This window comes from Rhodococcus cercidiphylli (genome assembly GCF_033042225.1).
In the GTDB taxonomy this organism is placed as follows: Bacteria; Actinomycetota; Actinomycetes; order Mycobacteriales; family Mycobacteriaceae; genus Rhodococcoides.
Genome location: NZ_JAWLKE010000005.1, coordinates 459,865 through 484,189 on the forward strand (window position 1 = coordinate 459,865; position 24,325 = coordinate 484,189).

Here is a 24,325-nt window from a genome sequence, read left to right on the forward strand (position 1 = left end):
GAGCATCACATGAATCCACCGAACGTCCGCCGAATCTTCGGCAGCCACAACCCCGACGATCGCAGCTACACCGGCCTCGGCTACGTCGACAAGGACGGCGTCTACCACTTCCCGAACGGCAGTTTCCTGCCAGCCAGCGGAGGAATCACGTCACCGGACGGAACCCACCAGCTCGGAGGCACGACACTGGTCGTCCGCGAAGACGGGTCGCCATCGACGATCCCAACACCCGACGCGGCCAATCCCATCGACTCGGCGCTGCAACGGCTGCATTGCGTCGACACCAAGCGTCAGGACGCCTACGACCTCGCAACCTTCGGGAAGGTCGGTGGCCCCCCGATCGTCGAACCAGTCGACTTCGATCCCATCCTCCCGATGAGCGGTGGTCCCGGTGCTGATCCCCACGGACCGGAGGTGCGGGCCTACGAGGTCGACTCTCCCGCGCGGGCCGCGGCAGTCGCAGAGAGTCGCCGCACCCACCCCGAACGACACCAGGGCACATCGCCGTACACCGACCCCGGTTCCCCGTACAACCCCCTCACCCCCATCGAATACCGGTAGGAGATCGCATGACGAACCTCCGCAATGCCATCGACGAGCACTACAAGAAGCAACAGGCCGACGCCGAAAAGATCCGTGAGGCAACAAAAGACACCACCGAACGAACCCAGCAGGAGGGGTTCCTCGGACTGAGCGAAGGCGTCCAACGAGCGATGGAACAGAACCGCCGAGAAGCCGACTACAAAAGGAGCAACCGCAATGCCTGAACTGACCATCGACGACGTCGACCGCGAGATCCGCGAAGCAGAAGCCGGAGTGACCGATCTGGAGCAGGCCGTCATCGACGGCGACACCGACGTCACTCCCGAAGCGATCGAGAAGGCCAAGGACCACGTCGGCTTCCTACGACTGCGGCGTAAGGGCGCTGAGAAGCGCGAGGCCGACCGCGTGCAGCAGGAACGGCAGTCGGCCTACGACGAAGCCATTGCACAGCGTGAAGCGTTCTACAGCACCGGTGTGGTCCCAGCACAGCGCGCGTACGCCGGACTCGTCGACGCCATCCGCACGTTCCAGAACGAGGTCGCTGCAATGGACGCGGCCTACTCGACGATCGGTGCCCGCGCGGGAGAGTTGGGCGTCGAACTGCCGCAGGACGTCCGGTGGCTGTTCGACTTCAGCCACTACCGAGACAGCGACGGTAGCGCCTACCTGAAGCTGGCGACCCAGGAAGCCTCCGGCCAGGTCGTCACCAAAGTGCACGGCCTTCACAGCGACGCCACACGCGAGGAACACGCAGCGCGTGAGGCCGAAGCCAACCGTGCTGAGGAAGAGCGGCAGGCGCGATACATGGCGCAGTTCACCACCCACACCGACGCACCTTTGCGCATGGAGGCGTAAGAGATGCCCGACGCTCCCCGACAGGGGGAATCCGCCGAGATCATCCACCTGCCGGGGAGCAAAGGCCCCGCCCGCGGCTACACGTGGGAACCGTTCAAGGCCGGCCACTTCAAGTCGAAGAAGCACGGCGCGTACTCCGATCGCATCATCGTCCCGCTGGCCGCCGACATCGCGAACGACCTCATGGCTGAACTGCCCTACCTCCAAGACACGACGTATCGGGAAGCTCTCCTCGACTATGCGCGCACCGCCGCACGTGTCGAGGTGCTGGAGAAGTGGCTCGACGAGCACGGTGAGATCCGCGAGGACGGCACGGTTGCCCCGGCCGCGATCTACCTGGTGCGGGTCCGGGGGCACCTCGCGAGCATGGCTTCCCGGCTGGGCCTCGATCCCCTCTCCCGCGCGAAGCTCGGAAAAGACACCACCGCAACCAAAGTCGACCTCGCGCAGCTCATGTCCGCGCTCAACAAGCAGAACGGCGGGACCGCATGAGCGTCACCGACACCGTCCTCACAGAACTGAACGCCAGCCCGAGCCGATTCGCCGAAGCCCTCGTCGGCGCACCGCTATGGGACTACCAACAGGAGCTGGCCGACTGCCCCGCCCGCTACCGCGTGGTGTGTGCCGGACGCCAGGTCGGTAAGTCCCGCAGCCTCGCGATCATCGCCCTGCACTGGGCGTTCAGCAGGGAAAACAATCTGGTCCTGCTCATCTCTGCCGGCGAGACTGCATCGCTGCGGTTGCTCGATGACATCTCCTTCCTCGCCCGCAATTCGGACCTCCTCGCCGGATCGGTGCTCGACGACTCGAAGACGCAGCTGGTCCTCAGCAACGGCTCGAAGATCATCTCGGTACCGGCGTCCGAGAAGCAGATCCGAGGATGGCCCGTTGATCTCCTCATCGTCGACGAAGCGGGGTTCGTACCGGGGTCCATCTGGTCCGCTGCCGAGCCCGCGATCATCGCCCGCCCCGGTAGCCGCGTCATCCTCACATCGTCTCCGTGGGGCAACTACGAGCACTTCTTCCGACGCAACTGGAAACAGGGCATGGACGCCCCCACCGCCCGCGTCGCCTCGTTCCACTGGCCGTCCTCTCATTCGCCGCTCATCAGCCAAGACGACCTCGACGACCTCGAACGCCGCACCCCCTCGCACGAGTTCCGGCGCGAATACCTCGCCGAGTGGACCGACGACAGTGGCGCATACTTCACCACCACCGAACTCGACAACGCAGTCGCCCCATACCAACTCATGGCACCCGAGGACGCGCAACGCCAGCTCGTCGCCGGCGGCATCGACTGGGGATTCAGCAACGATGCCAACGCCGTCGTCCTCCTCGCCGCCCTCTCCGACGTCGACCTGAACGCCAACAAGGTCGGCCGCGACACTCCCGTGTTCTACATCCCCTGGCTCGAAGCGCACTCCCGAATGCAGTACTCGGACTTCATCGACCGACTCGCCTTCATCCAAAGCAAGTACTCGGTACGCAGGTACGTCTCCGAAACCAACGGCGTCGGTGCAATGCCCACGCAGGTGCTCCAAGAGCGCGCCTACCGCGCATCGCAGAAAAGCCGCACAGGGTTCCAGACTCTCGTCAAGGGAGTCACCACCGACTCACGCCGCAAGGCAGGCGGATTCGGCCGCATCAAAGTCCTACTCCAACAAGGACGCCTCGTCCTCCCGAACCACCCCGATCTCCTGCGACAACTTCACGCCCTCGAATACGAACAGACCGTCCAAGGGCTACTGCGGATCTCGGTACCCGAAGCAGCAGGACACGACGACCTCGCAATGGCACTGATGCAAGCGGTGTCGAACATCGCCACCTTCACCGGAACGTACGACCGAGGACTCTTCGGACGCGGCGACGTCCTCACCACCCCAGCCGGCACCCGCATCCACACCATCCCGCGACCCCACGACGACGAGATGTTGCTCATGGGCAACGTCGACAAGATCTAGGAGCCTCGAATGCCGAACGCAAACAAACTCAAAGGCGACCGCGCCGAGCGAGCAGTTCGAGACTTCCTACGCGCCAACGGATTTCCCGGAACCGAACGCACACGCGCCGGATACTTCCGAGACGCCGGCGACCTCCACGCCTGCCCCGGCGTCACCATCCAGGTCAAGGACCGAGCCGCTTACGCCTGGCCCGAATGGCTCACCCAACTAGCCGAGCAGAAAACCGAAGCGAAAGCCGACCACGCTGTCCTGGTCTGCAAACGCCGCGGGCTCGGTGACCCCTCCCAATGGCTGGCAGTGATGCCACTCGACGCGATGACTCAACTACTCCGCGAAGCCGGATACGGCACCGCACCCGATCGAGAGGACCACATCGCGTGAACATTCCCACCGGGAACGATGAAAGGCCCCCCGCCATCCACGGAGAGCCCTTCCATCAGGAGACCAGCGACCTCGACGCCACACGATCCGAGGATGATTCTACCGCCTCGGACGTCGATTACGCCGCAGGAGACCCATACGCAGACCTGCCACACCCAGCCGACGAACACAAGGCCGAAGCCGCACACGACGAGCTACCGAAGCTGTGGCGGGCAACGGACCTCAAGCGCGCCGAACAGCCGCAGTGGCTCGCGCGTAGCCGTATCCCGCGCGCGGCCATCAGCCTCCTCGTTGGTGACGAAGGCATCGGCAAGTCTCTGTTCTGGACCTGGCTCGCCGGCCACGTCACTAACGGCACAGCATCCGACGACTTCGGCATCCCGGCCCGCGCACCACAAGACGTGCTCGTCATAGTCACCGAAGACGACTGGTCCACCACCGTCCGCCCACGCCTCGAAATCGTCGGTGCAGACCTCAACCGCATCACTGTCGTGTGCGCCGACGAAGACGGCTCCGGGGCACCAGTGTTCCCCCGAGACATGCACGTCCTCACAGCAAGCACCATCCGCCCCGCACTGATCGTTGTCGATGCCTGGCTCGACACCGTCACAGGAACCCTTTCCGTGAAAGACCCCCAGCAGGCACGCCGCGCACTACACCCGTGGAAAGAACTCGCACAGACGAAAAACTCAGCCGTGCTGCTCCTCAGCCACACCAACCGCACCACCAGCGGCAACCCCCGAGACAAGTACGGCGCAACAGGTGAACTCCGCAAGAAAGCCCGCATGACCCTGTTCGCTCAGGCCGACCCCGACAACGAAGGCCACCTCCTCATCGGCCCCGAGAAAGCCAACAGCGCAGGCAAAGTCGACGCCACCAGATTCCAGATCACAGCCTCCAACTACTTCGCACCCACATCCGACGACGACGGCTGCATCCCCCAACTGACCCCACTCGGTGACAGCGGCCAGACGATGCGCAAGCACCTCGCAGACGCACATGCCGAAGCCACCGGCGAAGACGGTGAAGACGAGAAGGGCTACGCCGTGAAGTGGCTCCGCGAGTACCTCGAGCTCGAAGGACCGGAGGTTCGGTCGGCCGATGTGAAGCGTGAAGCACGCAACGCAGGTATCCCCGAGCGCACCCTCGCACGTGCCAGGAAAGAGCTGAACGTGAATGTCGGGTACTACGGAGCTCCACCCATCACGAAGTGGTCACTGCCTGTGACGCCGCTGCGAAAGTCTGCGTGAGACATGCCAATTCAACCTCAGCAGGCACGTAACGAACCCGCCAATCAGCTCGTTGCCGAGTACGAACGCCTTGAACTGATCCTCCTTGAACTCATCTCGACCAGGCTCGCGCGCGGCATGAACGCACCCGACTGGGCACAACGCCAACTCACCGAGATCACCACGTTCCGCACCGCGGCCCGCACGCTCGTCGGGAAGACAGCCGGCACCTCCGCGAAACTCCTCGACGCCGCCATGCGGCAATCCATCAAAGACGGGAAAGCCGCGGCCACCGCCGACGTCGCCAAAGCCGAGAAGGGCACTACCGGAAATATCCTCCGCAACGACGGGACACGACCCGCCACCGACTCCCGCGCAATCGCCCTCATCGTCGACCAAGCCGCTGCCGCAACCACCGCACTCCACACCGGCATCCTGCGAGGCTCAGAGGACATCTACCGCCGCGTCGTCGCCCGCGGTGCCGTCGCCACCGTCTCCGGCGTACAAACCCGCGTACAGGCCACACAGCGGGCACTTGACGAGTTCGCAGCCCACGGCATCACCGGCTTCCGGGACTCCACCGGCAAAACGTGGTCCATGACCGCCTACGCCGAAATGGCCGTCCGAACCGCAAGCACCCGCGCTCTCATCACCTCGCACAACGAGACACTGACCGAACGCGGCTACGACCTCGTTGTCGTGTCCAGCCACCCCCGACCCGCCCCTGTCTGCCAACCGTACGAGCGACAGATCCTGTCCCTGTCCGGGCGGAATGTCGGGGCCGTCGAACTACCCTCACGACGCACCGGAGAGCCGACCACTGTTCGAGTGAAAGCCTCACTGGCAGAAGCTATGTCGCGTGGTTTCCAGCATCCATCATGCCGACACAGAACTCAGCTTTTCGTTCCTGGCGTCACCGACACCACACCCACCGAACCCGACGACGACGGCTACGAGAACACCCAAGAACTCCGACGCCTAGAACGCGGTGTTCGCGACTGGAAACGCAAAGCCGCCGCCGCCATCGACCCCGACGCCAAGAAAGCCGCCAACGCCAAAGCCCGCGAATGGCAAGCCCGCATCAAGGCCCACACCGAGCAGACCGGAGTAGGCCGCCGCCGCGACCGCGAACAAATCACCGGCGTCTACGGCCCCGGCAACCCCGCACGCGCCGCACTCAAACCCACCCCGAAAGCCACGCCGGTCAAGCCGAAGCCGAAACCCAAATCAACGCTACTCACTGCATCGACACGGGAACTCGTCGAACAGGCACGAACAACACTGCCATCCGATAAGGCCGGGTGGCTCGACACCACCCTCAAGTACCCGAAGGACAAGAACGGCGCGAAGCTCGTTCCCGAAGAACTTCAACGCCACCTCGACACAACTCTCACAGTCGGCAAAGCAATCCGCGCCGACGCAGTCAAGAGATTCGACACCGACGCCGCACTGAAGAAACTGCGGAAAGAGGACAAGGATCTGCTGGCCAGCGGCGGTGCATTCTCACCCCGACGAGACACGATCTTCCGCGACATCGCGCGACGTGAACAGGCGATTCTCCTCGAAACCCTTGCCGAGGTACGCCCCATCGGCGGTGTGCAGCAGGCCGTCAAGCTGTCGACCACAGGATTCAGCAGTGCCACGGCGGGCACGGCAGAAGGCATCGCCGCAGTGCGTAGAGCCGAGGCAATCTACCCGGCCGACTGGCTCCGAGCGGGAACAGCACGCGGCGAACTGGACATCGGCAAAGCCGACCGGGCCTTCTTCAACGAGACCTGGGACTTCATCGCAGCACCCGAAAAGGACCACAAACCGAACTACCGCGGTGCGTTCGACTCCTACCCCGACGAAGTGATGGCCCACGAACTAGGCCACCGAATGGAAACCCTCATCCCCGGCCTGACCCAGCTAGAGTTCGCCCTCATCCGGTCCCGCTCAACCAAGAACGGCGTACTGGAACCACAAACGAAGGTGTACCCGAATCGACCAGAGCTGGCCGACGAGGTCGGATACGAGGACGATTGGCACAACAGGTACGCCGGCAAGACGTACGCAAACGACCAAATGGCCGATCCAGCTCGACGAGCCGCCGAAGCATTCCAGGTAGGTATCCAAGACACGTTCGGCCGCAGCAACCCCACAGGCGAGTTCGACAAGACCAGCCAGCTACAAGAGTTCGTGATCGGAGTGATGGCACTGCTATGACCTGGAAAATTACAGACCCCGACGACAACAGCCGCTGGCTCGAATACACAGGCGACAACGACACCGCCACACCCGACATGTGGGACGCCGACCCCGAAACACGATGGCGACTCACCCAGGACGGCTACACCTTCCCCCTCACCCCAACCGGCCCCGGCGCAACCATCATCGACGCATCCACACTGATGGCCGCAGCAATGAACCTGCTCCCCGGCGCAGACCTCACCGGAGACCTACCCCCGTACCCACTATTCCCCAGCGAACCCGGCCGCATCTACTGACGACGGCCCCGCGCCCGCTCCGCGGCCCAAGGGGAGGATCTTGACCTCCGACCACGTCCCCTTCTCGAACGTGCCGTAGACCTGGCTCCCGTCCATCACGGTCAGCACGCCCGTATCTGCATCCGGATTAGCCAACGGCTCGTCGCACTCGTACTCACGTCGACCACCATCAGCCAGCATCACAACGATTCGTTTTCCCATGCCGTGAGCCTAGGACGCTCGACGCCACGAATGCCGTGGCGACACACTCACTCAACGGCCCACTCATCTGCCGTGACCCACTTATCACCCTCCCGCACACGGACAACCGTCGAAACGACGTTGATGTGGTCCCCAGTCAAACCCGCTGAGTGCACTCTGTCCCGCCAGAGTGTCACTGACACACGCTTAAGCGCACGCAGAAGAACCCCGAAGCTCGTGGGATTCTTGTTGTCATACTCCAGCTCTGCGGTGTGAAACTGATATTCAGTGACGTCCACGGGACGATTTGGCTCTAGCTTGAGACTGTCAACCACCCAGGCCGTCAAATACGTGTACGAGGAGTTGGCAGCACCTCCGTCCGTCAACATCGGATGAGTACCACTCACCCGGAACCCCAGAACTGACGCACTCTCATCGAATCCCAAGATCTTCTCGATGGACTCGAAATCGGCATCATCTGCCGCCACCGAGCCCGTGAACACGTCGTACTGCTCATGCGCGATGAAGTCCACCATCAGCCATTCACCCCACGGTTCCGGCGCACTGCGAGTATCGCTGTCAGAGGCCCGACAACGAGGTTGCCCGCACCCGCAGCCGGGAAGGGGTCCTCGAACTGGAAACCTGTATGCGGCACACCCGGCACCGCTCCACCGCCAACCTCGGTGTGAAAGCCGCCCTTGTCGTCCACCTCCGACACGAACTCGTAGCTGTCGGTGTAGAACGACCCCGGCTTCACCTCATGCCACCCATCCACCAACAACACGTGCGTAATCGTGTCCACATCAATGAACAAACTCATCTGCCCTCCACCTTTCGAACCGAGGAAACCAACCACACGCCACGCTACCCAAACAGTCCGACAACCCATCAGTTGGCACAACTGGCACAACTGGCATAACTACAGGTCACACAGTTATGCCAATGGCACAACTAGAACAGAAATGGCACAACCAGCTGTGCCAAACACCCACACATGGCACAACCCCACGACCAGCAAATATGCCAGCTGTGCCAGATATGCCAACACACAGACACAGACGGCACAACAGACCAACATTCCTAGCGAAACCTCGGCGTCGGTTCGGGTTGCGAACGATGCTGAAATGATGCGCACGATGCAACGACTCATGCAATACCGTTGTTGCATTCTTGTGTACATAGATGTTGGTTCGCGGACTACCTTCGCGACAGAAGCGCTGCTCAACGCGAGGATCTGATCCGGCATGTATCGCGACGTTTCTGCTGGAACGGGAGTTCGAGTCCCGTCGCTCACCCCATACGAACAAGGCCGGTCTCCTCGTGAGGCCGGCCTTTTTCGTGTCTCCATTCCCCGAGCGACGAGCCCTCCGGTGCAGCCGCGACCACGCTGACCTCGAATTACGTTGTTGTAATTCAACTTTCAGGTTTCTTGTGGGGTTAATGTGACGTACGGTTACCAATGGCACTTTTGGGGAAGAAAAGTACCAATGTGATTCATGTGTTTTTTGCTACGTGAGTTCAGCGTGCCCCGAAGCGTCACCGAACATGTTCTTACGTCCTCCGCGCACCCATCCGAGGTGCGCGGAGGACGCAGACGAGGAGGCTTTTCGTGGGTCGCAGAATGCACAGAGTCATAGCGGGTTCGATCTTGTCGGCAGCACTGTGCATCGGCACAACCGGCTTGCTCAGCCCAGCGGTGGCCACCGCTCAACCCACCATCGAACTCCCCCAGATCCCGATACCGCAGCCCGACGCGCAGCAACGGGCCGCGATTCTCGCGGCCGTTCTGGACGCCACCGGCGTCCTCATCAACCAGGTAGCAGCGATCGTTCTCGACAGCGACGTGCTCTCCGCACCGGACTCACCGGACGCTCCGAGCGCCGCGGAAGTACCCGAGATCGAACTCCCGACCGCTCCGCCGACCGTCGGGCTCGGTGGAGCAGTGCTGCCCATCGATGCAGGCGACTACCGCATCACCTCCGGCTACGGCGGGCGCAACAACCCGACCGGCAACGGCGCGCAGTTCCACCAGGGTGTCGATTTCGCTGCGGACAGCGGAACTCCGATCCAAGCGGTCACCGGCGGAACCGTCGTTCAGGCCGGAGACGCAGGCGACGGCTACGGCAAGCTCGTGCGGGTCAAGAGTGGCAACACCGAGACCTACTACGGCCACCAGTCCAGCATTGCGGTCTCGGTCGGCGACGAAGTGGCACCGGGCGATGTACTCGGCGCAGTCGGCAGCACCGGAAACTCGACCGGACCGCATCTGCACTTCGAGGTGCGCAACAACGGTTCGAGCGTCGAACCGGTGGCCTACCTGAAGACGCTGGGTATCGATCCCTCGCTGTACCAGACCCGCGACCGAAGCTGATCGGCCGAACCACGGTCCGATCAGACCGTGGTGGCGTTCCCGGCCTTCCACTCATCCCACGGGACGTTCCAGTCACCGAGGCCGTCGGTACCCGACAGCGTTCCACCGACGGTGTTCTTCACGACGACGATATCGCCGCGCTTGGTGTTGTCGTAGACCCACTTCGCATTGGTGGGGCTCAGGTTCAGGCACCCGTGCGAGGCATTGGAATAACCCTGCTGTCCCACCGACCACGGTGCGGAGTGGAAGAAGATGCCGCTGTAGGACATCCGCGTCGCCCAGTCGACCGGGGTGCGGTATCCGCTGGACGAATTCACCGGCACACCGTAGGTCGAGGAATCCATCACGAGATGTTCGAAGCGGTCGCCGATGATGTAGACGCCGTTGTCGGTGGGCGTGCTGTCCTTGCCCATCGATGTCGGCATGGTGATGACGTCCTGGCCGTTGACGTTGAACGTCACCTGCTTGGTGTTGTCGTCGGCGGTGGCGATGACCGCATCACCGATCGTGAACGAGGTCGTGGCGTTCTCCTGACCGAAGATGTCGTCACCGAGATCGCGTCCGTACACGTTCACCGCCACGTCGACCTTGGTGCCCGGTGCCCAGTAGTTCTGCGGACGCCAGCGAACTTCTTTGTTGTTGACCCAGTAGAACGCGCCCTCGACGGCTGGCGTCGTGGTGACGGTGATGGCGTTCTGTGCGGCCACTTTGTCGGTGATCGGTTCGTCGAACTGAACCGCGACCGGCTGACCGATTCCGACGATGTCGCCGGGGTTCGGGAGAACGTAGGGCTTGGTGAAGTTGCCGGGTTGGCTGGTGGTGAAGCTCGATACCGTGCTCGACGCTCCCCCGAGTCCGTACGCGTCGGCTTGGACGCGGTATTCGCGGTCGTAGCCGAGCGGTTCGGTGTTGGTCCACGACAGTCCGTCGGGCGAGATCGCGCCCGAGACCGGCACGCCTTCCGGGTTGAGCATCGTCACCGAGGACAACTTGCCGTCGGCGACCGAGACGGTCACCGGGTCCGCCGGCGAGAATCCGACGGCTCCGTCGAGGACGCTCGAGGTCAGCTTCGGCTTCATCAGCTCGGTCATCGGGTTGGAGTCGATCGGCACCGACGGTTCGGAGACGTCCGATGCAGAACTACATCCCGACAGGACTGCCACCGAAGCAACCACTCCCACCGCGGCGAGTACGAATCCGCGATACACCCTCATGAATCACACCACTTCCCACTTCGAGCCCGACCCGGACGATTGTGCCAGCGGAAAATCGGACACTCCACTCGACAGCCCGTTCGATGAGTAACGTTCGAGTACCAATCGCAGACCAGGAAGTTCGTGTTACCTCCCATCCGCCTCTCACCAGCTCCCGGGCGGACATCACCGCTCCTGGCGGGGCACGGTGAGGACAACGTCATATCCGGCTAACTGACGTGTAATGGCGGCGCACCCTGGGCCGGGCACTGTGGAATCCATGGTCACCACGGTGAAGACACTCTGCGCGTACTGCGGCGTGGGATGCGGCATGGTGCTCGAGATCGGCGGCCCGACCACATCGTCCGATGCCACCCCGACCAGGCCTGTCGTGACCAAATCCGTCGGCGACAAGTCCCACCCGGCCAACTTCGGCCGACTGTGCACCAAGGGGACCACCACCGCGGACATGCTCGCGGCACCCGGGCGGCTCGAGAAGGCCCAGATCCGGCATCGCCGCGGCGAGCAACCGGAGAGCACGGACACCGCGGTGGCGATCAACGACACCGCTCGGCGACTGCGCACCATCATCGACGAACACGGGCCCGATGCGCTCGCGTTGTACGTGTCGGGGCAGATGTCGATCGAGGCCCAATACCTGTCCAACAAACTGGCCAAGGGGTTCATCGGCACCAACCAAATCGAATCCAATTCCCGACTCTGCATGGCGAGCGCAGGAACCGGATACAAGCAATCACTGGGAGCCGACGGCCCGCCCGGGTCGTACCAGGACTTCGACCATGCCGACGTGTTCTTCGTCATCGGCTCCAATATGGCCGACTGTCACCCCATCCTGTTCCTGCGGATGATGGACCGCGTCAAGGCAGGGGCGAAGCTGATCGTCGTCGATCCCCGTCGCACCGCCACAGCGGACAAGGCCCACCTGCATCTGCAACTCGAGTCGGGGTCGGACCTGGCGCTGCTCAACGGTCTGCTGGCGCTCATTGCTGAGAACGGCGACCTCGACACCGAGTTCATCGCGGAGTTCACCGACGGCTGGGACGCGATGCCGGAGTTCCTCGGCGACTACACCCCGGAGAAGGTCTGCGCCGCAACCGGACTCGACGAGAAGGACCTGCGAGCCGCGGCCGCGATGATCGGCGGTGCAGAGAACTGGATGAGCTGCTGGACGATGGGTCTGAACCAGTCGACGCACGGAACCTGGAACACCAATGCGCTGTGCAACCTCCATCTGGCGACCGGTGCCATCTGCAAGACCGGCAGCGGCCCGTTCTCCCTGACCGGGCAACCGAACGCCATGGGCGGTCGGGAAATGGGATACATGGGCCCCGGGCTGCCGGGCCAACGAGCGGTGGTCAACGACGCCGACCGCGCATTCGTCGAGGATCGATGGGGCGTTCCGCGCGGAACGCTGCGCACCGACGTCGGCGGCGGAACCATCGAGATGTTCTCCAAGCTCGCTGCCGGGGAGATCAAGGCCTGCTGGATCATCTGCACCAATCCGGTTGCCTCGGTGGCCAACAGAACGACGGTAATCGACGGTCTCGAGCGCGCCGAGTTGGTCATCACTCAGGATGCGTTCGCCGATACCGAAACCAACGACTACGCCGATGTGATGCTGCCCGCCGCGTTGTGGACGGAAGCGCACGGAGTGATGGTCAATTCCGAACGCAATCTCACGCTGTTCCAACCGGCGCTCGAGGCACCGGGCGGTGCGCTGCCGGACTGGAAGATCATCGCCGACATGGCGTGCGCGCTCGGATATGCAGATGCCTTCACCTATGCGAGCGCCGAGGAGGTGTTCGAGGAGATCAAGCAGTTCTGGAATCCGAACACCGGCTACGACATTCGCGGAGTCACCTACGAACGGTTGCGCAAGAGCCCCATCCAATGGCCGTGCCCGCCCGACGCGACAACCACCCGGCACCCGATCCGCTACCTCAACGACGGAGTCAGCCAACGGCAACGAGTGTCCGACGACGGTTCGATCCCCGCACTGTCCTTCCCCACCCCGAGCGGTCGGGCCCAGTTCTTCGCCAGGCCTGCGATGGCACCCGCGGAGATGCCCGACGACGACTACCCGTTCGTGCTCAACACCGGACGCCTGCCACACCAGTGGCACACCATGACCAAGACCGGCAAGGTCGCCAAGCTGAACAAACTCGATTCCGGCCCGTTCGTCGAGCTGCACCCTCTCGACGCCGACCGGCTCGGCGTGATCGACGGCGACAGTGTCGAGGTCGTTTCCCGCCGAGGCCGAGCCGTCCTTCCTGCCGTCGTCACCGATCGAGTGCTCCCGGGCAACTGCTTCGCGCCCTTCCACTGGAACGAAAAATTCGGTGAGTACCTCGCCATCAATGCCGTCACCAACGACGCCATCGATCCGTATTCTCAGCAACCCGAGTTCAAGGCGTGCGCGGTCACTCTCACCAGAGTTGCTGCAGCTCAATCACCCTCACCCGTGGGCGACGAACGTTCCCACGATCCCGTCGAGGCGCTCGCCACGATCGTCGGTCTCCCTGCGCGTCCTTCTCAGCCGCTGACGACCGTCGAACAGCGTTACGTCGCAGGACTTCTCGAAGGCCTGGGCAGTGAGGCCGGCCGCAGCGCCGCCGGCACGCCCACTCTGCCGTCGCGCACTCCCCTGTCCCCCGAGAACCACGCATGGCTCGACGGCGTTCTCGCGGGACTGTTCTCGCGTGGACCCGCCACCGGCGGTGCTGGTGCCGATGCATCGGCCGAGACAGCCGATCCGGGGCGACGGCCGGTGCTGTTGCTCTGGGCTTCGCAAACCGGCACCGCCGAGGAGTACGCCCAGGCCTGCCTGTCCCACCTGCGGGGAGCCGGCCTGTCGATCGCCGAGCACTCGATGGATACGTTCACCGTCGATTCCCTGCCCGCCGAGGCCGATGTGCTGATCGTCAGCAGTACCACCGGTGACGGCGAAGCGCCGGACAACGGAACGACGTTCTGGGACAGTCTCGTCGCCGAGACCACGGCGAAGCTCCCGGAAATCCGTTATGCCGTGCTCGCTTTCGGTGACTCCAGCTATGCAGACTTCTGTGGCCACGGACGCAGGATCGACGAGCGCCTCACCGAGCTGGGTGCCCGGCGACTTCTCGAGCGGGTCGACTGCGAGCCCGACTACGAAAACGAAGCGGCAGCGTGGCTCGATGCGGTGATCGAGCGGCTTCGACGCGATGACGACACCACCACCGAAGCAGCGGTGGAGTCCACCGCTCGCACCGTTCCGCAAACCCGAGCGGAGCCGGAACAGTACAGCAAGAAGTCACCGCTGGTGACGACTCTCGTACGCAATCGGGTACTGACCGCACGCGGATCCGTCAAGGACGTCCGCCAATTCGGATTCCATGTACCCGACGGGACTCTCGAGTACGAGGTCGGTGACGCACTCGGAGTGTGGCCGCGCAACAGCGATGCCTACGTCGACGAGTGGCTCGAGGCCACCGGACTGGACCGTGACACCGCTGTCGATCTCGCTGGCCACGGTTCGATGTCGCTGCGCACGGCGCTGAGCCGCCACCTCGAAATCGCCCGTGCAACAACGGATTTACTCAAGTTCGTCCACCGACGGACTGCGGACGACGATCTCGAGGCGATGCTGCACCCCGACAACAAGCATGCGCTGTCCGACTGGATGTGGGGTCGTCAGTCGATCGACGTGCTTGCTGCTCATCCGGTTCGAGCTTCGGTGGACGACTGGTTGGCAGTTCTCAAACCGTTGCAGCCACGCCTGTACTCGATTTCGTCGAGTCCGAAGGAGAACCCCAACGAAGTACAGGTGACCGTCTCGGCGGTGCGGTACAACGTGCACGGCGTTCCCCGGCGCGGCGTGTGCTCGACCTACCTGGCCGACCATGCGTCGAACCACGACGTGGGAATCTTCGTGCAGAAGTCCTCGCATTTCAAGCCGCCTGAGGACCCGACAACCCCGATGATCATGGTCGGCCCGGGTACCGGTGTCGCCCCCTTCCGCGCATTCCTGCACGAGCGTCGCGCGCTCGGGCACTCCGGCCACAACTGGCTGTTCTTCGGTGAACAGCACGCCGACACGGACTTCTACTATCGCGACGAACTGACGGCGATGCTCGGCGACGGTTCGCTGAACCGCCTGGACGTCGCATTCTCACGCGATCAGAAGGACAAGGTCTACGTCCAGGATCGGATGCGTGAACACGGGGCCGAGCTGTGGAACTGGATTCACCGCGGAGCCCACTTCTACGTGTGCGGCGATGCGTCCCGAATGGCCAAGGACGTCGACGCTGCACTGAAGGGCGTGGTGGCGCAGCACGGCAAACTCGCGCCGAGCAGTGCCGAGGCCTACGTCAAAGCTCTTGCCGCAGAGAAGCGATACGTCCGCGACGTCTACTGAGTCGGTGGAACCGTGCGGGTGAGGAACTCGATCTGGTCTGCCACCACCCGCTCGAACGCCCCGCCCAGGTAGATCTCGAAATGGCCGACGTCGTAGGTCTTGATCTCGCCTTGTGGTGCCGTCCGTGCGTAGCGCAGAGTGGCCTTCGCCGGCGCGACCGAATCCGTCTCGCAGACTACGAACAGGATGGGACAGCGCACGTCCTTTGCCCTTCGCCCGGGCCGGTGCCGCACGATCTGCAGCGCGACTCTGGCTGCGACTCGGTTGTGGAACGTTTCGTCGGCGTCCGGCGCAAGTGCCAGGTAACCGTCGTAGCTGTCGGGCGACGTCATCAATGCGGTCGTCCCCGGCCGTCCGGCTGTGTTCACCATCAGCGGCGCTCGTCCGATCACCGATCCCGCCAGATCAAAGAGAGCCCGGCCGGACAGCTTCATCGATGTCCAGCTGTTCGACGCGAGTCCCGAGGCAATCCCGTCGGTGAACGGGCACTGCGAGATCACCGCCGCGACCTCCTGGTCTCGGGCGGCTGCGACGATGACGTGACCGCCGCCGAAAGACGAGCCCCACAACATGATTCGGGAGTTGTCCACGTCCGCGCGCGAGCGGGCATGGGCAATGGCCGAAGCCCAGTCCCGCAGCTGCGATTCGATGTCGAGCAGCTGCCGGGGCTCGCCGCCGCTGGCCCCGAAACAGCGATAGTCGAACACCAGGCAGGCATACCCCGCAGCGCGGAAGCGCTCCGCGTAGGCGTCGAGCCGCATTTCCCTGGTTCCGCCGAGTCCATGCGCCATGACGATCACCGGAGCGGGGCCGGATTCGGTCGGAAGATAGAGCCAGGCCGCGCAGGCCACGCCGTCAGAATCGAACGTCACATCGATGCGATCTGGGATCGAGCCCCCCGGCTGCGAATTCATGCGCAGACAGTAGCCCATTCCGGTCGACGGTGAAACAGGTCGATCAACGGCCGGAATGCTCCGCGGCGTAGGCGTCGACGCGTCCGTAGGCGATCTTGGGTGTCCAGTCTCTGTGCACCAGTCCGAAGTTCTGTTCGGTGTCGGCTGTGTCGGAGCCGGCGTCACGGAGGCTGTAGACATAGGCCGGCCCCAGCCAGTCGTTACCGAGAACCGCGTCGAGGACGATCCCGATGCTGTCCGATTGCACCTGCTCGCTGACACTGTTGGGGTTCGTACCCGTGGGCGCTCCGAACTCGGTGATCCAGATCTGTTTGCCGCTGTCACCGCCGGCGACCATGGTGTCTCGCATGGACCACATCTTCATGGCGGTGTTCCACGACGCCGTGCTCGGATCGTTGGGTAGGTACGGCCACGTGTAGGGATGCACGTTGAAGGCGTCGAAGTACTTGTTCGATCCCTGCGCGTACATCTTGGACAGGAACGTCGTACCCGCGATGTTGCCGTTCGTGTCCTCGGCGGGTGCCATCCCGCCCGCGAGCACGGTGGAATCGGCTTGCACCTGCTTGATCGCCGTGTAAGTCGCTTTGATCAGCGCCGAGTACGCCGTCACGTCGGGGGCAGGCTTGAAGAACGTCACGATGTTCGGCTCGTTCCACACTTCCCAGATCTTGATCCGGCTCTGGTAGCGCTGAACCACAGTCTTGGCGAACGCTGCGAAGGTGGCGGGGTTCGCCGGACGGGAGTGCGAATCGTTGACGGCGGCGGCTACTCGCGCCCACCTCGGGGTGTACGCGATGATGCCGTGCACGCACATCCCGTGGGCCACAACAGCATCGATCACCCGGTCTGTTCGGCTCCAATCGAATCTGCCCCGGGTCGACTCGATGGCAGACCAATCGATGTCGAGACGAACCGAGAAAGCTCCGGCGTCACGGGCGAGCGTGAGTTCCCGATCGAGATCCGCAGGAGACAGCCCACCTATGGTCGCTCCGGGTGATACTCCGATCCGGACCGCATCCGATTGCCGCGCACATCCTGGATCTCCTGCGGGTGCTTGCTGCGTTCGCAGAGCAGATGCAGCTGCGGGTACCGCCCCGGCCGCGAACGACAACAGCACGACCAACAGTGCTGCACTCGCTCGTCGCGTCGAATTCCTTCTCATCGGCAGATGCTAGCAATGACCGGGAACGCGATATCGCGTTATCGGCGTTGCCCCGTTGTTTCCTGCTTTGTCTCACCGAACCCGAATAACTCACGCCGGGCGCGAGAATAAGGAATGCACCTCCCGAGCGTCGGTGCAAGAACTCGGCCTGTACTACCATCTGGACAATGACGACAGGATTTTCCGGTTTCGACGACCGTCTGAACGAGCTGCTCGCCCGGCAGGCGGAGAAGTCCGGTCTTTCCACCGATGAATTCATTCGCGGTGCGGTGGTAGACCGGCTCGTGCGGGAACTGTCGGAAGATCAGGACTCCGATGTCGGCGCTTTGCTTCGTGCGCTGCAGGAGGGCTCGGAGAAGGGCGTCGGCCCAGCCGAGGTCACGCGAGTGTTCGGCACCCCGATCGACGATCCCGACAGACTGGCCGCTGTAGCTCGGACTGGGCTGATGGACACCGGATCCGACGCGGGATACGACAGGATCGTCAGAATGGTCGCAGACGCCCTGAGCGCCCCTTCTGCTGCATTCTCCCTTCTCGACGACAAGCGTCAGTACTTCAAGAGTGCACTCGGACTCCCTGCGGAACTCGGTGGCGCGCAGGAGGTCCCCATGGACGGGTCCATCTGCCGCTATGCGATCGATCTCGGGCAACCACTGGTTGTCGAGGACGCGCGACTCAACGACATCCTCAAGGATCACCCCTCCGTGCAAGGCAACCTTCTCGTGTCCTACCTCGGAATTCCGCTCACCGACGACGCAGGCCACTCCGTGGGCACCCTCTGCGTATGGGATCAGCGACCGCGTCAGTGGACGACCGGTCACGTCCAGATACTCCAGGATCTGGCGTGGATAATTCGCGAGCGAGTTTTCGAATAAAGGGGCTGTTCCCCGACAAATATAAGCATTTTCGACTTACAACCGACTTCAGGTTTTTTTCGATAAGTCGACCGGGTGGCCGCTTTCGCGCCGGTATACATTTATGGGATATATGGGACCGACCGATCCGAACTAGCCACCGGAAGTAGCTGTGCCGAAAACACTGGAATCACCGCGCACTCGCCCGCGGGCCGCCGAGGCCGACACCGTTGCAACCGGTCGCCCCCTTGTGGATCGGCTTCGAGTCGATCCCCTCAACACCGCGATCAGCGTCGCGGTGGATGTGCTCGCTGCAGCCGTCGCTCTGATCGGAGCCTTGCTCTGGCACTCGGGCAGTCTCACCGACACCGGTTGGCTCCCATGGCTGTTCCTGCCACTGCTGATCGGAATCCTCGCCGGAAAGTCGATGTACCGACGCAGTCTCCGGCGCAACTTCCTCGACGAGATCGGTCCTGCCGAAACCGCTGTCGCCTTCGCGTCGCTCGCTCTGCTGGTCGTGATGTTCCTGGCAGACACCGACTACCGTCCCAGTGAGGTCGTGCTGCGACTGTGGTTGCTGAGCGCCTTGACGATCGCGATCGCTCGATTGACACGAGTCGTTCTCCAGCGCACGCTGCGCACCAGGTTCGGATCCGCAGCGCCGACCATCGTGCTGGGAAACGACCCGATCGCGCACCAACTCGTCTCGCGCACAAAGCAGTTCCCGGAGTACGGTCTCGAACCCATCGGTTATGTGGGCGAGGCTCCGGTTGCCGACGTCTCCTCGAACGGCGAGGTGCCCCACCTGCCGCACCTCGGACTCCCCAGCAATTTCGAAACGGTTGCCCGCAAGACCGGTGCCGAGGAGTTGATCGTCACGTTCGCACCGACCGAGGATCGGGAGTTGATCGCCGCCATCAGGATTGCGCATCGGCTCGGTATGCGGGTGTGGGTGGTACCCAGGTTGTACGACGCAGTCGGGGTCAACACGCGCGTCGAGCACATCGGCGGCCTGCCGTTGATGGTGCTCCCGCATGTGAACCCCAAGGGATGGCAGTTCGCTCTCAAAGGACTTCTCGATCGGGTTCTCACCGCGTTCGGGCTTCTGTTGCTCTCCCCCGTCTTTCTGACGCTGATGCTGCTCGTGCGCCTGAGCTCACCTGGCCCGATCTTCTTCAAGCAGGAGAGAATCGGCCGCGACGGATTGCCGTTCGATTGTCTGAAGTTTCGCTCCATGCGGCCTCCACGTGCGTCCGACGCCGAGTTCGAGCGAAAGGCCGGGGACGCACCCGGCGGTGTCGAAGGTGTCGACCGACGAACGCGCATCGGAAAGATCATGCGGCAGACCTCGATGGACGAACTTCCGCAGCTACTCAACGTACTTCGCGGCGATATGAGTCTGGTCGGTCCGCGCCCGGAACGACCCGAATACGTCGACCTGTTCGAGATGCAGATCCGTAGGTACGGGGAGCGGCACCGCGTCAAGGCAGGCGTGACGGGATGGGCTCAGGTGCACGGCCTCCGCGGCCAGACGTCCATCGCGGACCGCGCCGAGTGGGACAACTACTACATCGAGAACTGGTCGGTGTGGCTCGATGTCAAGATCCTGTTCCTCACCGTCCTGGCCGTGCTGAAGCGCGCCGAGGACTGATCGTGGTCTCCGCCGAACACGGCCACGTTCTGGTCACCCCGTGATCACGTACGTTGCGCTCGCTTTCGGCGCAGCGGTCGTCCTCGCGCTCGGCTGCGCGGTGGCATCGGCGATCTACCGCCGCCCGCAGCGCGGCGTGCTGTTGCTCGCAGCATTCGTTCCGCTGCACGGCCTTCTGGTTCTGGTGCCCCTGCCAGGGGTGGTGTCGGGCTGGAAGGAAGGCCTGGTCGTCTTCACGGTTCTGTGCGCATGGTTACGCCGACCGCGACACGTCCGTGGCTCGATGCCTCGGGTCTTCATGCCGTGGTGGCCCGCCGCTGCTGTCTTCGTCGTGTTCGGCAGCGTGTCTGCGTTCGCCACCTTCGGAATTGTCGGCGTGTTCGGCATCAAGGTGACCTTCTTCTACATTCTGCTGGTGGTCGTCATGTGGCTCGCGCCGTTCGACGCCACGGACCGAGACCACCTCGTCTCCGTTCTCATGGGCATGGGCGTGTTCACGTCGTCGGTCGGCATCGCGCAACTTCTGGCCGGGCCAGCCGCACTGGTGTCGCTGGGTTACGAATACGGCACTCAGGTCCGCACATCGGGCGGGCTACTGCGCACGTTCAGTACGTTCAACCTGCCGTTCCCGTTCGGGTTGTACGTGATGTTGGCGTTGCTGCTCGGCGGTGCGGTGGCGCTGGCCGATCCGCGTCGACGGCGAAACATGTTGTTTCTGTGGGCGACTCCGATGATGGTGGTCGCCATGTCGAGTTCGATCGTGCGCGGAGCCATTCTGGGACTCGGAGTGGGGGCGATATACCTGATCGCGGTCCGCTTCCGCTATCTCGCCGCCCCCCTGGCGGTGGCCGCGGTCGCGGTGGCCGCGGCTGTTCCGTTCGTCCCCAACATCACATCGGTGTTCTTCTCGTCGAGCAGCCTCGGTCAGCGCGGTGACGGATGGGCCAACATCATCGCCAGCATCCTGATTCACCCGTTCGGGACGGGGCTGGGATCGAGTGGGTCTGCGGCAGACCGCATTTCCACCGCCGAGGGTGTCGCGTTCACGCAATCGGGGCTCTCGACCAACTACCAGCCCGACAACTACTACGTGAAGGCACTGCTCGAACTCGGACCGATCGGCCTGTGGGCAGTGGTCGCCTTGCTCGTGACGTCGCTGCTGTGGTGCACCCGCCTGTCCCGGGCGCTACCGGGCAACGACGGTGCGCTCGCCCTGGGCGTCGGCGCTTCCATCGTCGCAGCGATGTTCGCCAGCCTCGTCTCGACGTATTTCGAGATCTTTCCGATCGATGTCTATTTCTGGCTCTTGTTAGGAGTGGTGGGATGCGCAGCAGCGCAACACGAATCGTCTTCGGGGCGCTCGCCCTCAGGCCGGGAGGAAGCGGAGTACAGACCTACATTCGCGAGCTCCTGAACGAGCTCCCCCAGTGCCTACCCGATGCCGATCTCGCCGCGTCCGTGCAGCGCGACGCCGTGGGTGAGCTCCCGCCTTCGGTCACGGCGTTGGAACGGCCTGTCACCAGCGGTGCGGCTCGTGCAGTGCTCGGTGCCCTCCCCGTCGGTCGTTGCGATGTGGTGCACGGCCTGGACGTCGACCTACCGTTTCTGACCAAGGCCTTCACGGTTGCCACGGTGCACGACCTGTCGGTCATCGACATGCCGTCGGCCTCCAGCCGGTTCCGCGCGTTGGGCGAACAGAGACTGGTACGGCGCGCACTGCGCCGCGCAGATCTGCTCATTGCGGTCTCACAGTTCACCGCCGATCGAATCAAGGCGGTCAGCGGCCGCGACGCCACGGTGGTCGGTCTGGCACCCGCAGCGTGGGCCGCTGTCCCCACCGACAGCCGGATAGATCTGGTTCGGCGCAAGTACGACTTGCCGGACCGTTTCGTGATGCAGGTCGGAACGGTGGAGCCCCGCAAGAACGTTCAGCTCGTGGCCGACGCAGCGGAGAGTCTCGGAATACCGTGTCTGCTGGCCGGGGCCGGCTCCACCGGTCCCCACGCACCTCGCAATTCCCGGGGGCTCGGGTACGTCGATGTCGAGGATCTGCCCGGCCTCTACGCTGCCGCGACAGTCACTGCGTACGCCTCTCGGTACGAGGGCTACGGGCTTCCGCCGGTGGAGGCGATGGCGTCGGGCGGCGCGGTCGTCGCCAGTGCCGTCGGTGCCCTCCCAGACGTCGTCGGCGACGGCGCCGTTCTCGTCGAGTCCGAGAACGTGGACGACTGGGTACAGGCGATGAAACCACTCGCTTTCGACGGGGACGCGCGCGCAGCTCTTCTCGACGCGGCAGCCGTAGCCACCCGCGAGATCAGCTGGCGTAGAACGGCGGAGCTCACCGCCGACGCGTATCGAGCCGCGGGCATCGTCTGATGGCCGAGGAGCTCGAGCTCGACGGCACCGAGCAGCCACCGGACTACCGCGCGATCGCAGCGGATCCGAAAGCCGCGGCCAGAGCGACGATTGCCGTTCTGATCAGCAGAGTGATCATCGCGACGCTGGGGTGGGTGGGCAGCGTCGTCGTCGCGAGGTCCCTCGGACCGGACGAGTGGGGCCAGTTCAGCTTCGTCTTCGCGCTGCTGGGCTTGATGTCCGTCGTGACCGATCTGGGGGTCGGACGCGTCGTGCTGGCGAAATTGATGGACGACGATTCCGAGGAAATCGGTCGAACGGCGTCGGCGTTCCTGGCGCTCCGAACCGTGCTCGGTTTGGTGGGGTACGTACTGGCCGTCGCATACGTTCTGCTGCTGCAGTATCCGAGCGAGGTGGTCCTCGCGACGGTGGTCGGCGGACTGGTGGTCGTGTTCGCAACCCCGGGTCACGCCCTGAGCGTGCTCTTTCAGAGCCGTCACCGCCTGGTACTCGTGGCCGTTGCCGAAAGCGCCGGGCAAGCAATCCAATTGGCGTTGACCGTGCTGGCCGCCGTGCTGGCCCCCACCCTGCTGATCTTCGTTCTCCCGGCCGTGGCCAACGAAGTGTTCAAGTTGGTGACCAAGGGTTTCGGCATCGGCAACCGTTCGATGGGCCTGCGACCGTCGCGGCACATCGACATTCGTCGCTGGGGGCCCTACCTGAAAGAGGCCGTGCCACTCGCGATCGGCTTCGCCCTCACCATCGCCATGCTCAAGATCGACATGCTGATGCTCAGCCTGCTCGACACGTTCGAAGCCGTGGGACTGTATTCCATCGGCTACAAATTCTCGGACATGATCGACACCTTCGTGTTGGCGGCAGTCGCACCGATCAGCACCTTGCTCGTCGCGTCGTGGCCCCACGACACCACCGCATTTCGCGCACGCTCGCGTTCGGCCGCACTGCTGTTCGCACTCTTCGGCGCAATGGCTGTCGCGGCGTTCGTACCGTCGGCCGAGCCGTTGATCGGGCTGCTGTACGGCGAACGGTTCGTCGACGGAGCTCACGCAGCCCGATTACTCGTCATAGGCGCGGCGCTGATGTCGTTGGTGATGCTGGGAATCTTCCTGCTCGCGTCGGCCGGAATGCAGCGACACTACCCCGTGGTGGCACTGGTCGGTCTGGCCCTGAACGTCGGGTTGAATCTGTTCCTGATCCCGCGGATGTCGTACGACGGAGCCGCTGTTTCCACCGTCGTGACGATCGGCACCACTCTCGTTCTGCTGTGGATCGTGATCGCGCGAAGCATGCCCATATCCGGACTGCTTCCCGTGCAATCCATTTCGGTGATATTGGTGGTCACCGCAGCCACTACGGTCGGCGGCTGGTTCCTGGTGCAGCACTATCCGGGCCTGTGGCTGCTCGTCTCGGTTGCGGCAGCCTTGCTGGTCGCACTCTTGCTGTACGTGTTCGTCACCATCGGACTCGTCGAGTCACCACTTCCGGGACCGGCCGAGAAAGGACGTCACCGTGCGCGTTCCGAATGACCATCGACCCAACGGACACATCGCCCGATTCGGACCCCGCCCCGCGGAGTCGAAGTCGGGTTTCACGAAGGTAGAAGACCGTTGTGCCCGTTCTTCGAATGTTGTTGATGTGCAGTTTCATTCACGAGCGGCACGGCTACGCGAACGGCATACGAGCCCGGCTATCATCGAGCCTGTCGGCTCCACGAATCTCCGAAGCGGTACGTCCGCTCGCATCGACGACGGAAGG

General features: G+C 63.5%; 21 protein-coding genes. 16 read left to right on the forward strand and 5 right to left on the reverse strand.

Going from position 1 to position 24,325, the window contains the following annotated elements; genetic code table 11:
- The first annotated feature begins 9 nt into the window (after window positions 1-9).
- Genes R3P95_RS15375 through R3P95_RS15415 form a run of 9 tightly spaced genes read left to right on the forward strand, consistent with a single transcriptional unit; the run spans window position 10 to window position 7,455 of the window.
- Window positions 10-561 (forward strand): hypothetical protein, encoded by a 552-nt coding sequence (locus R3P95_RS15375; protein WP_317548722.1) that lies wholly within the window; start codon window positions 10-12, stop codon window positions 559-561.
- Between the two features lie 8 nt (window positions 562-569).
- The gene (locus R3P95_RS15380; protein WP_317548724.1) at window positions 570-767 is read left to right on the forward strand and encodes a hypothetical protein; all 198 of its coding nucleotides are present in this window, start codon (window positions 570-572) and stop codon (window positions 765-767) included.
- Window positions 760-1,398 (forward strand): hypothetical protein, encoded by a 639-nt coding sequence (locus R3P95_RS15385; protein WP_317548726.1) that lies wholly within the window; start codon window positions 760-762, stop codon window positions 1,396-1,398. Before R3P95_RS15380 ends, R3P95_RS15385 begins: the two co-directional genes overlap by 8 nt.
- A gap of 3 nt (window positions 1,399-1,401) precedes the next feature.
- Window positions 1,402-1,890 (forward strand): hypothetical protein, encoded by a 489-nt coding sequence (locus R3P95_RS15390; protein WP_317548727.1) that lies wholly within the window; start codon window positions 1,402-1,404, stop codon window positions 1,888-1,890.
- A complete protein-coding gene (locus R3P95_RS15395; protein WP_317548728.1) occupies window positions 1,887-3,359 on the forward strand; it encodes a terminase large subunit domain-containing protein in 1,473 nt (490 codons plus the stop codon). Before R3P95_RS15390 ends, R3P95_RS15395 begins: the two co-directional genes overlap by 4 nt.
- 9 nt (window positions 3,360-3,368) lie before the next feature.
- Complete coding sequence (locus R3P95_RS15400) at window positions 3,369-3,740, forward strand: hypothetical protein (RefSeq protein ID WP_317548729.1); 372 nt, start codon at window positions 3,369-3,371, stop codon at window positions 3,738-3,740.
- The gene (locus R3P95_RS15405; protein WP_317548730.1) at window positions 3,737-4,990 is read left to right on the forward strand and encodes an AAA family ATPase; all 1,254 of its coding nucleotides are present in this window, start codon (window positions 3,737-3,739) and stop codon (window positions 4,988-4,990) included. Before R3P95_RS15400 ends, R3P95_RS15405 begins: the two co-directional genes overlap by 4 nt.
- A 3-nt stretch (window positions 4,991-4,993) precedes the next feature.
- The gene (locus R3P95_RS15410; RefSeq protein ID WP_317548731.1) at window positions 4,994-7,174 is read left to right on the forward strand and encodes a phage minor capsid protein; all 2,181 of its coding nucleotides are present in this window, start codon (window positions 4,994-4,996) and stop codon (window positions 7,172-7,174) included.
- Window positions 7,171-7,455, forward strand: coding sequence for a hypothetical protein (locus tag R3P95_RS15415; protein WP_128645047.1), 285 nt, complete (start codon window positions 7,171-7,173; stop codon window positions 7,453-7,455). Before R3P95_RS15410 ends, R3P95_RS15415 begins: the two co-directional genes overlap by 4 nt.
- Before the next feature lie 248 nt (window positions 7,456-7,703).
- On the opposite strand, the gene R3P95_RS15420 is transcribed toward R3P95_RS15415, so the two are convergent.
- Window positions 7,704-8,171 (reverse strand): hypothetical protein, encoded by a 468-nt coding sequence (locus tag R3P95_RS15420; RefSeq protein WP_317548732.1) that lies wholly within the window; start codon window positions 8,169-8,171, stop codon window positions 7,704-7,706.
- Window positions 8,171-8,455, reverse strand: a complete 285-nt coding sequence (locus R3P95_RS15425) for a hypothetical protein (protein WP_317548733.1) — start codon at window positions 8,453-8,455, stop codon at window positions 8,171-8,173. The genes R3P95_RS15420 and R3P95_RS15425 overlap by 1 nt, the downstream gene beginning before the upstream one ends.
- Window positions 8,456-9,256: 801 nt before the next feature.
- Here R3P95_RS15425 and R3P95_RS15430 point away from each other — a divergent pair.
- Window positions 9,257-10,006: a M23 family metallopeptidase gene (locus tag R3P95_RS15430; protein ID WP_317548735.1), complete on the forward strand. Its 750-nt coding sequence runs from the start codon at window positions 9,257-9,259 to the stop codon at window positions 10,004-10,006.
- Window positions 10,007-10,026: 20 nt separating this feature from the next.
- Here R3P95_RS15430 and R3P95_RS15435 read toward each other — a convergent pair whose 3' ends face one another.
- A complete protein-coding gene (locus tag R3P95_RS15435) occupies window positions 10,027-11,220 on the reverse strand; it encodes a L,D-transpeptidase (protein ID WP_283347846.1) in 1,194 nt (397 codons plus the stop codon).
- A 259-nt stretch (window positions 11,221-11,479) separates the two neighbouring features.
- Here R3P95_RS15435 and R3P95_RS15440 point away from each other — a divergent pair, with 259 nt between their 5' ends.
- Complete coding sequence (locus R3P95_RS15440) at window positions 11,480-15,613, forward strand: bifunctional nitrate reductase/sulfite reductase flavoprotein subunit alpha (protein ID WP_317548736.1); 4,134 nt, start codon at window positions 11,480-11,482, stop codon at window positions 15,611-15,613.
- Here the strand turns inward: R3P95_RS15440 and R3P95_RS15445 are convergent.
- Entirely contained in the window at window positions 15,607-16,527 is a 921-nt protein-coding gene (locus tag R3P95_RS15445; RefSeq protein WP_149406294.1) for an alpha/beta hydrolase, read from the reverse strand. The genes R3P95_RS15440 and R3P95_RS15445 overlap by 7 nt on opposite strands.
- A 43-nt stretch (window positions 16,528-16,570) precedes the next feature.
- A complete protein-coding gene (locus R3P95_RS15450) occupies window positions 16,571-17,689 on the reverse strand; it encodes an endo-1,4-beta-xylanase (protein ID WP_317532825.1) in 1,119 nt (372 codons plus the stop codon).
- A 167-nt stretch (window positions 17,690-17,856) separates the two neighbouring features.
- Here R3P95_RS15450 and R3P95_RS15455 point away from each other — a divergent pair, with 167 nt between their 5' ends.
- The 5 genes from R3P95_RS15455 to R3P95_RS15475 all read left to right on the forward strand — a co-directional run bounded on the left by R3P95_RS15455 (window position 17,857) and on the right by R3P95_RS15475 (window position 24,096).
- Entirely contained in the window at window positions 17,857-18,564 is a 708-nt protein-coding gene (locus R3P95_RS15455; protein WP_317548737.1) for a GAF domain-containing protein, read from the forward strand.
- 151 nt (window positions 18,565-18,715) lie between these two features.
- Window positions 18,716-20,194 (forward strand): sugar transferase, encoded by a 1,479-nt coding sequence (locus tag R3P95_RS15460; RefSeq protein WP_283347849.1) that lies wholly within the window; start codon window positions 18,716-18,718, stop codon window positions 20,192-20,194.
- Window positions 20,195-20,234: 40 nt separating this feature from the next.
- Window positions 20,235-21,608 (forward strand): O-antigen ligase family protein, encoded by a 1,374-nt coding sequence (locus R3P95_RS15465; RefSeq protein WP_317548738.1) that lies wholly within the window; start codon window positions 20,235-20,237, stop codon window positions 21,606-21,608.
- Entirely contained in the window at window positions 21,518-22,570 is a 1,053-nt protein-coding gene (locus R3P95_RS15470) for a glycosyltransferase family 4 protein (protein ID WP_269595838.1), read from the forward strand. The genes R3P95_RS15465 and R3P95_RS15470 overlap by 91 nt, the downstream gene beginning before the upstream one ends.
- Window positions 22,570-24,096 carry a flippase gene (locus R3P95_RS15475; protein WP_317548740.1) on the forward strand — a complete coding sequence of 509 codons (1,527 nt, stop codon included), beginning with the start codon at window positions 22,570-22,572 and terminating at the stop codon, window positions 24,094-24,096. The genes R3P95_RS15470 and R3P95_RS15475 overlap by 1 nt, the downstream gene beginning before the upstream one ends.
- Window positions 24,097-24,325 lie beyond the last annotated feature (229 nt).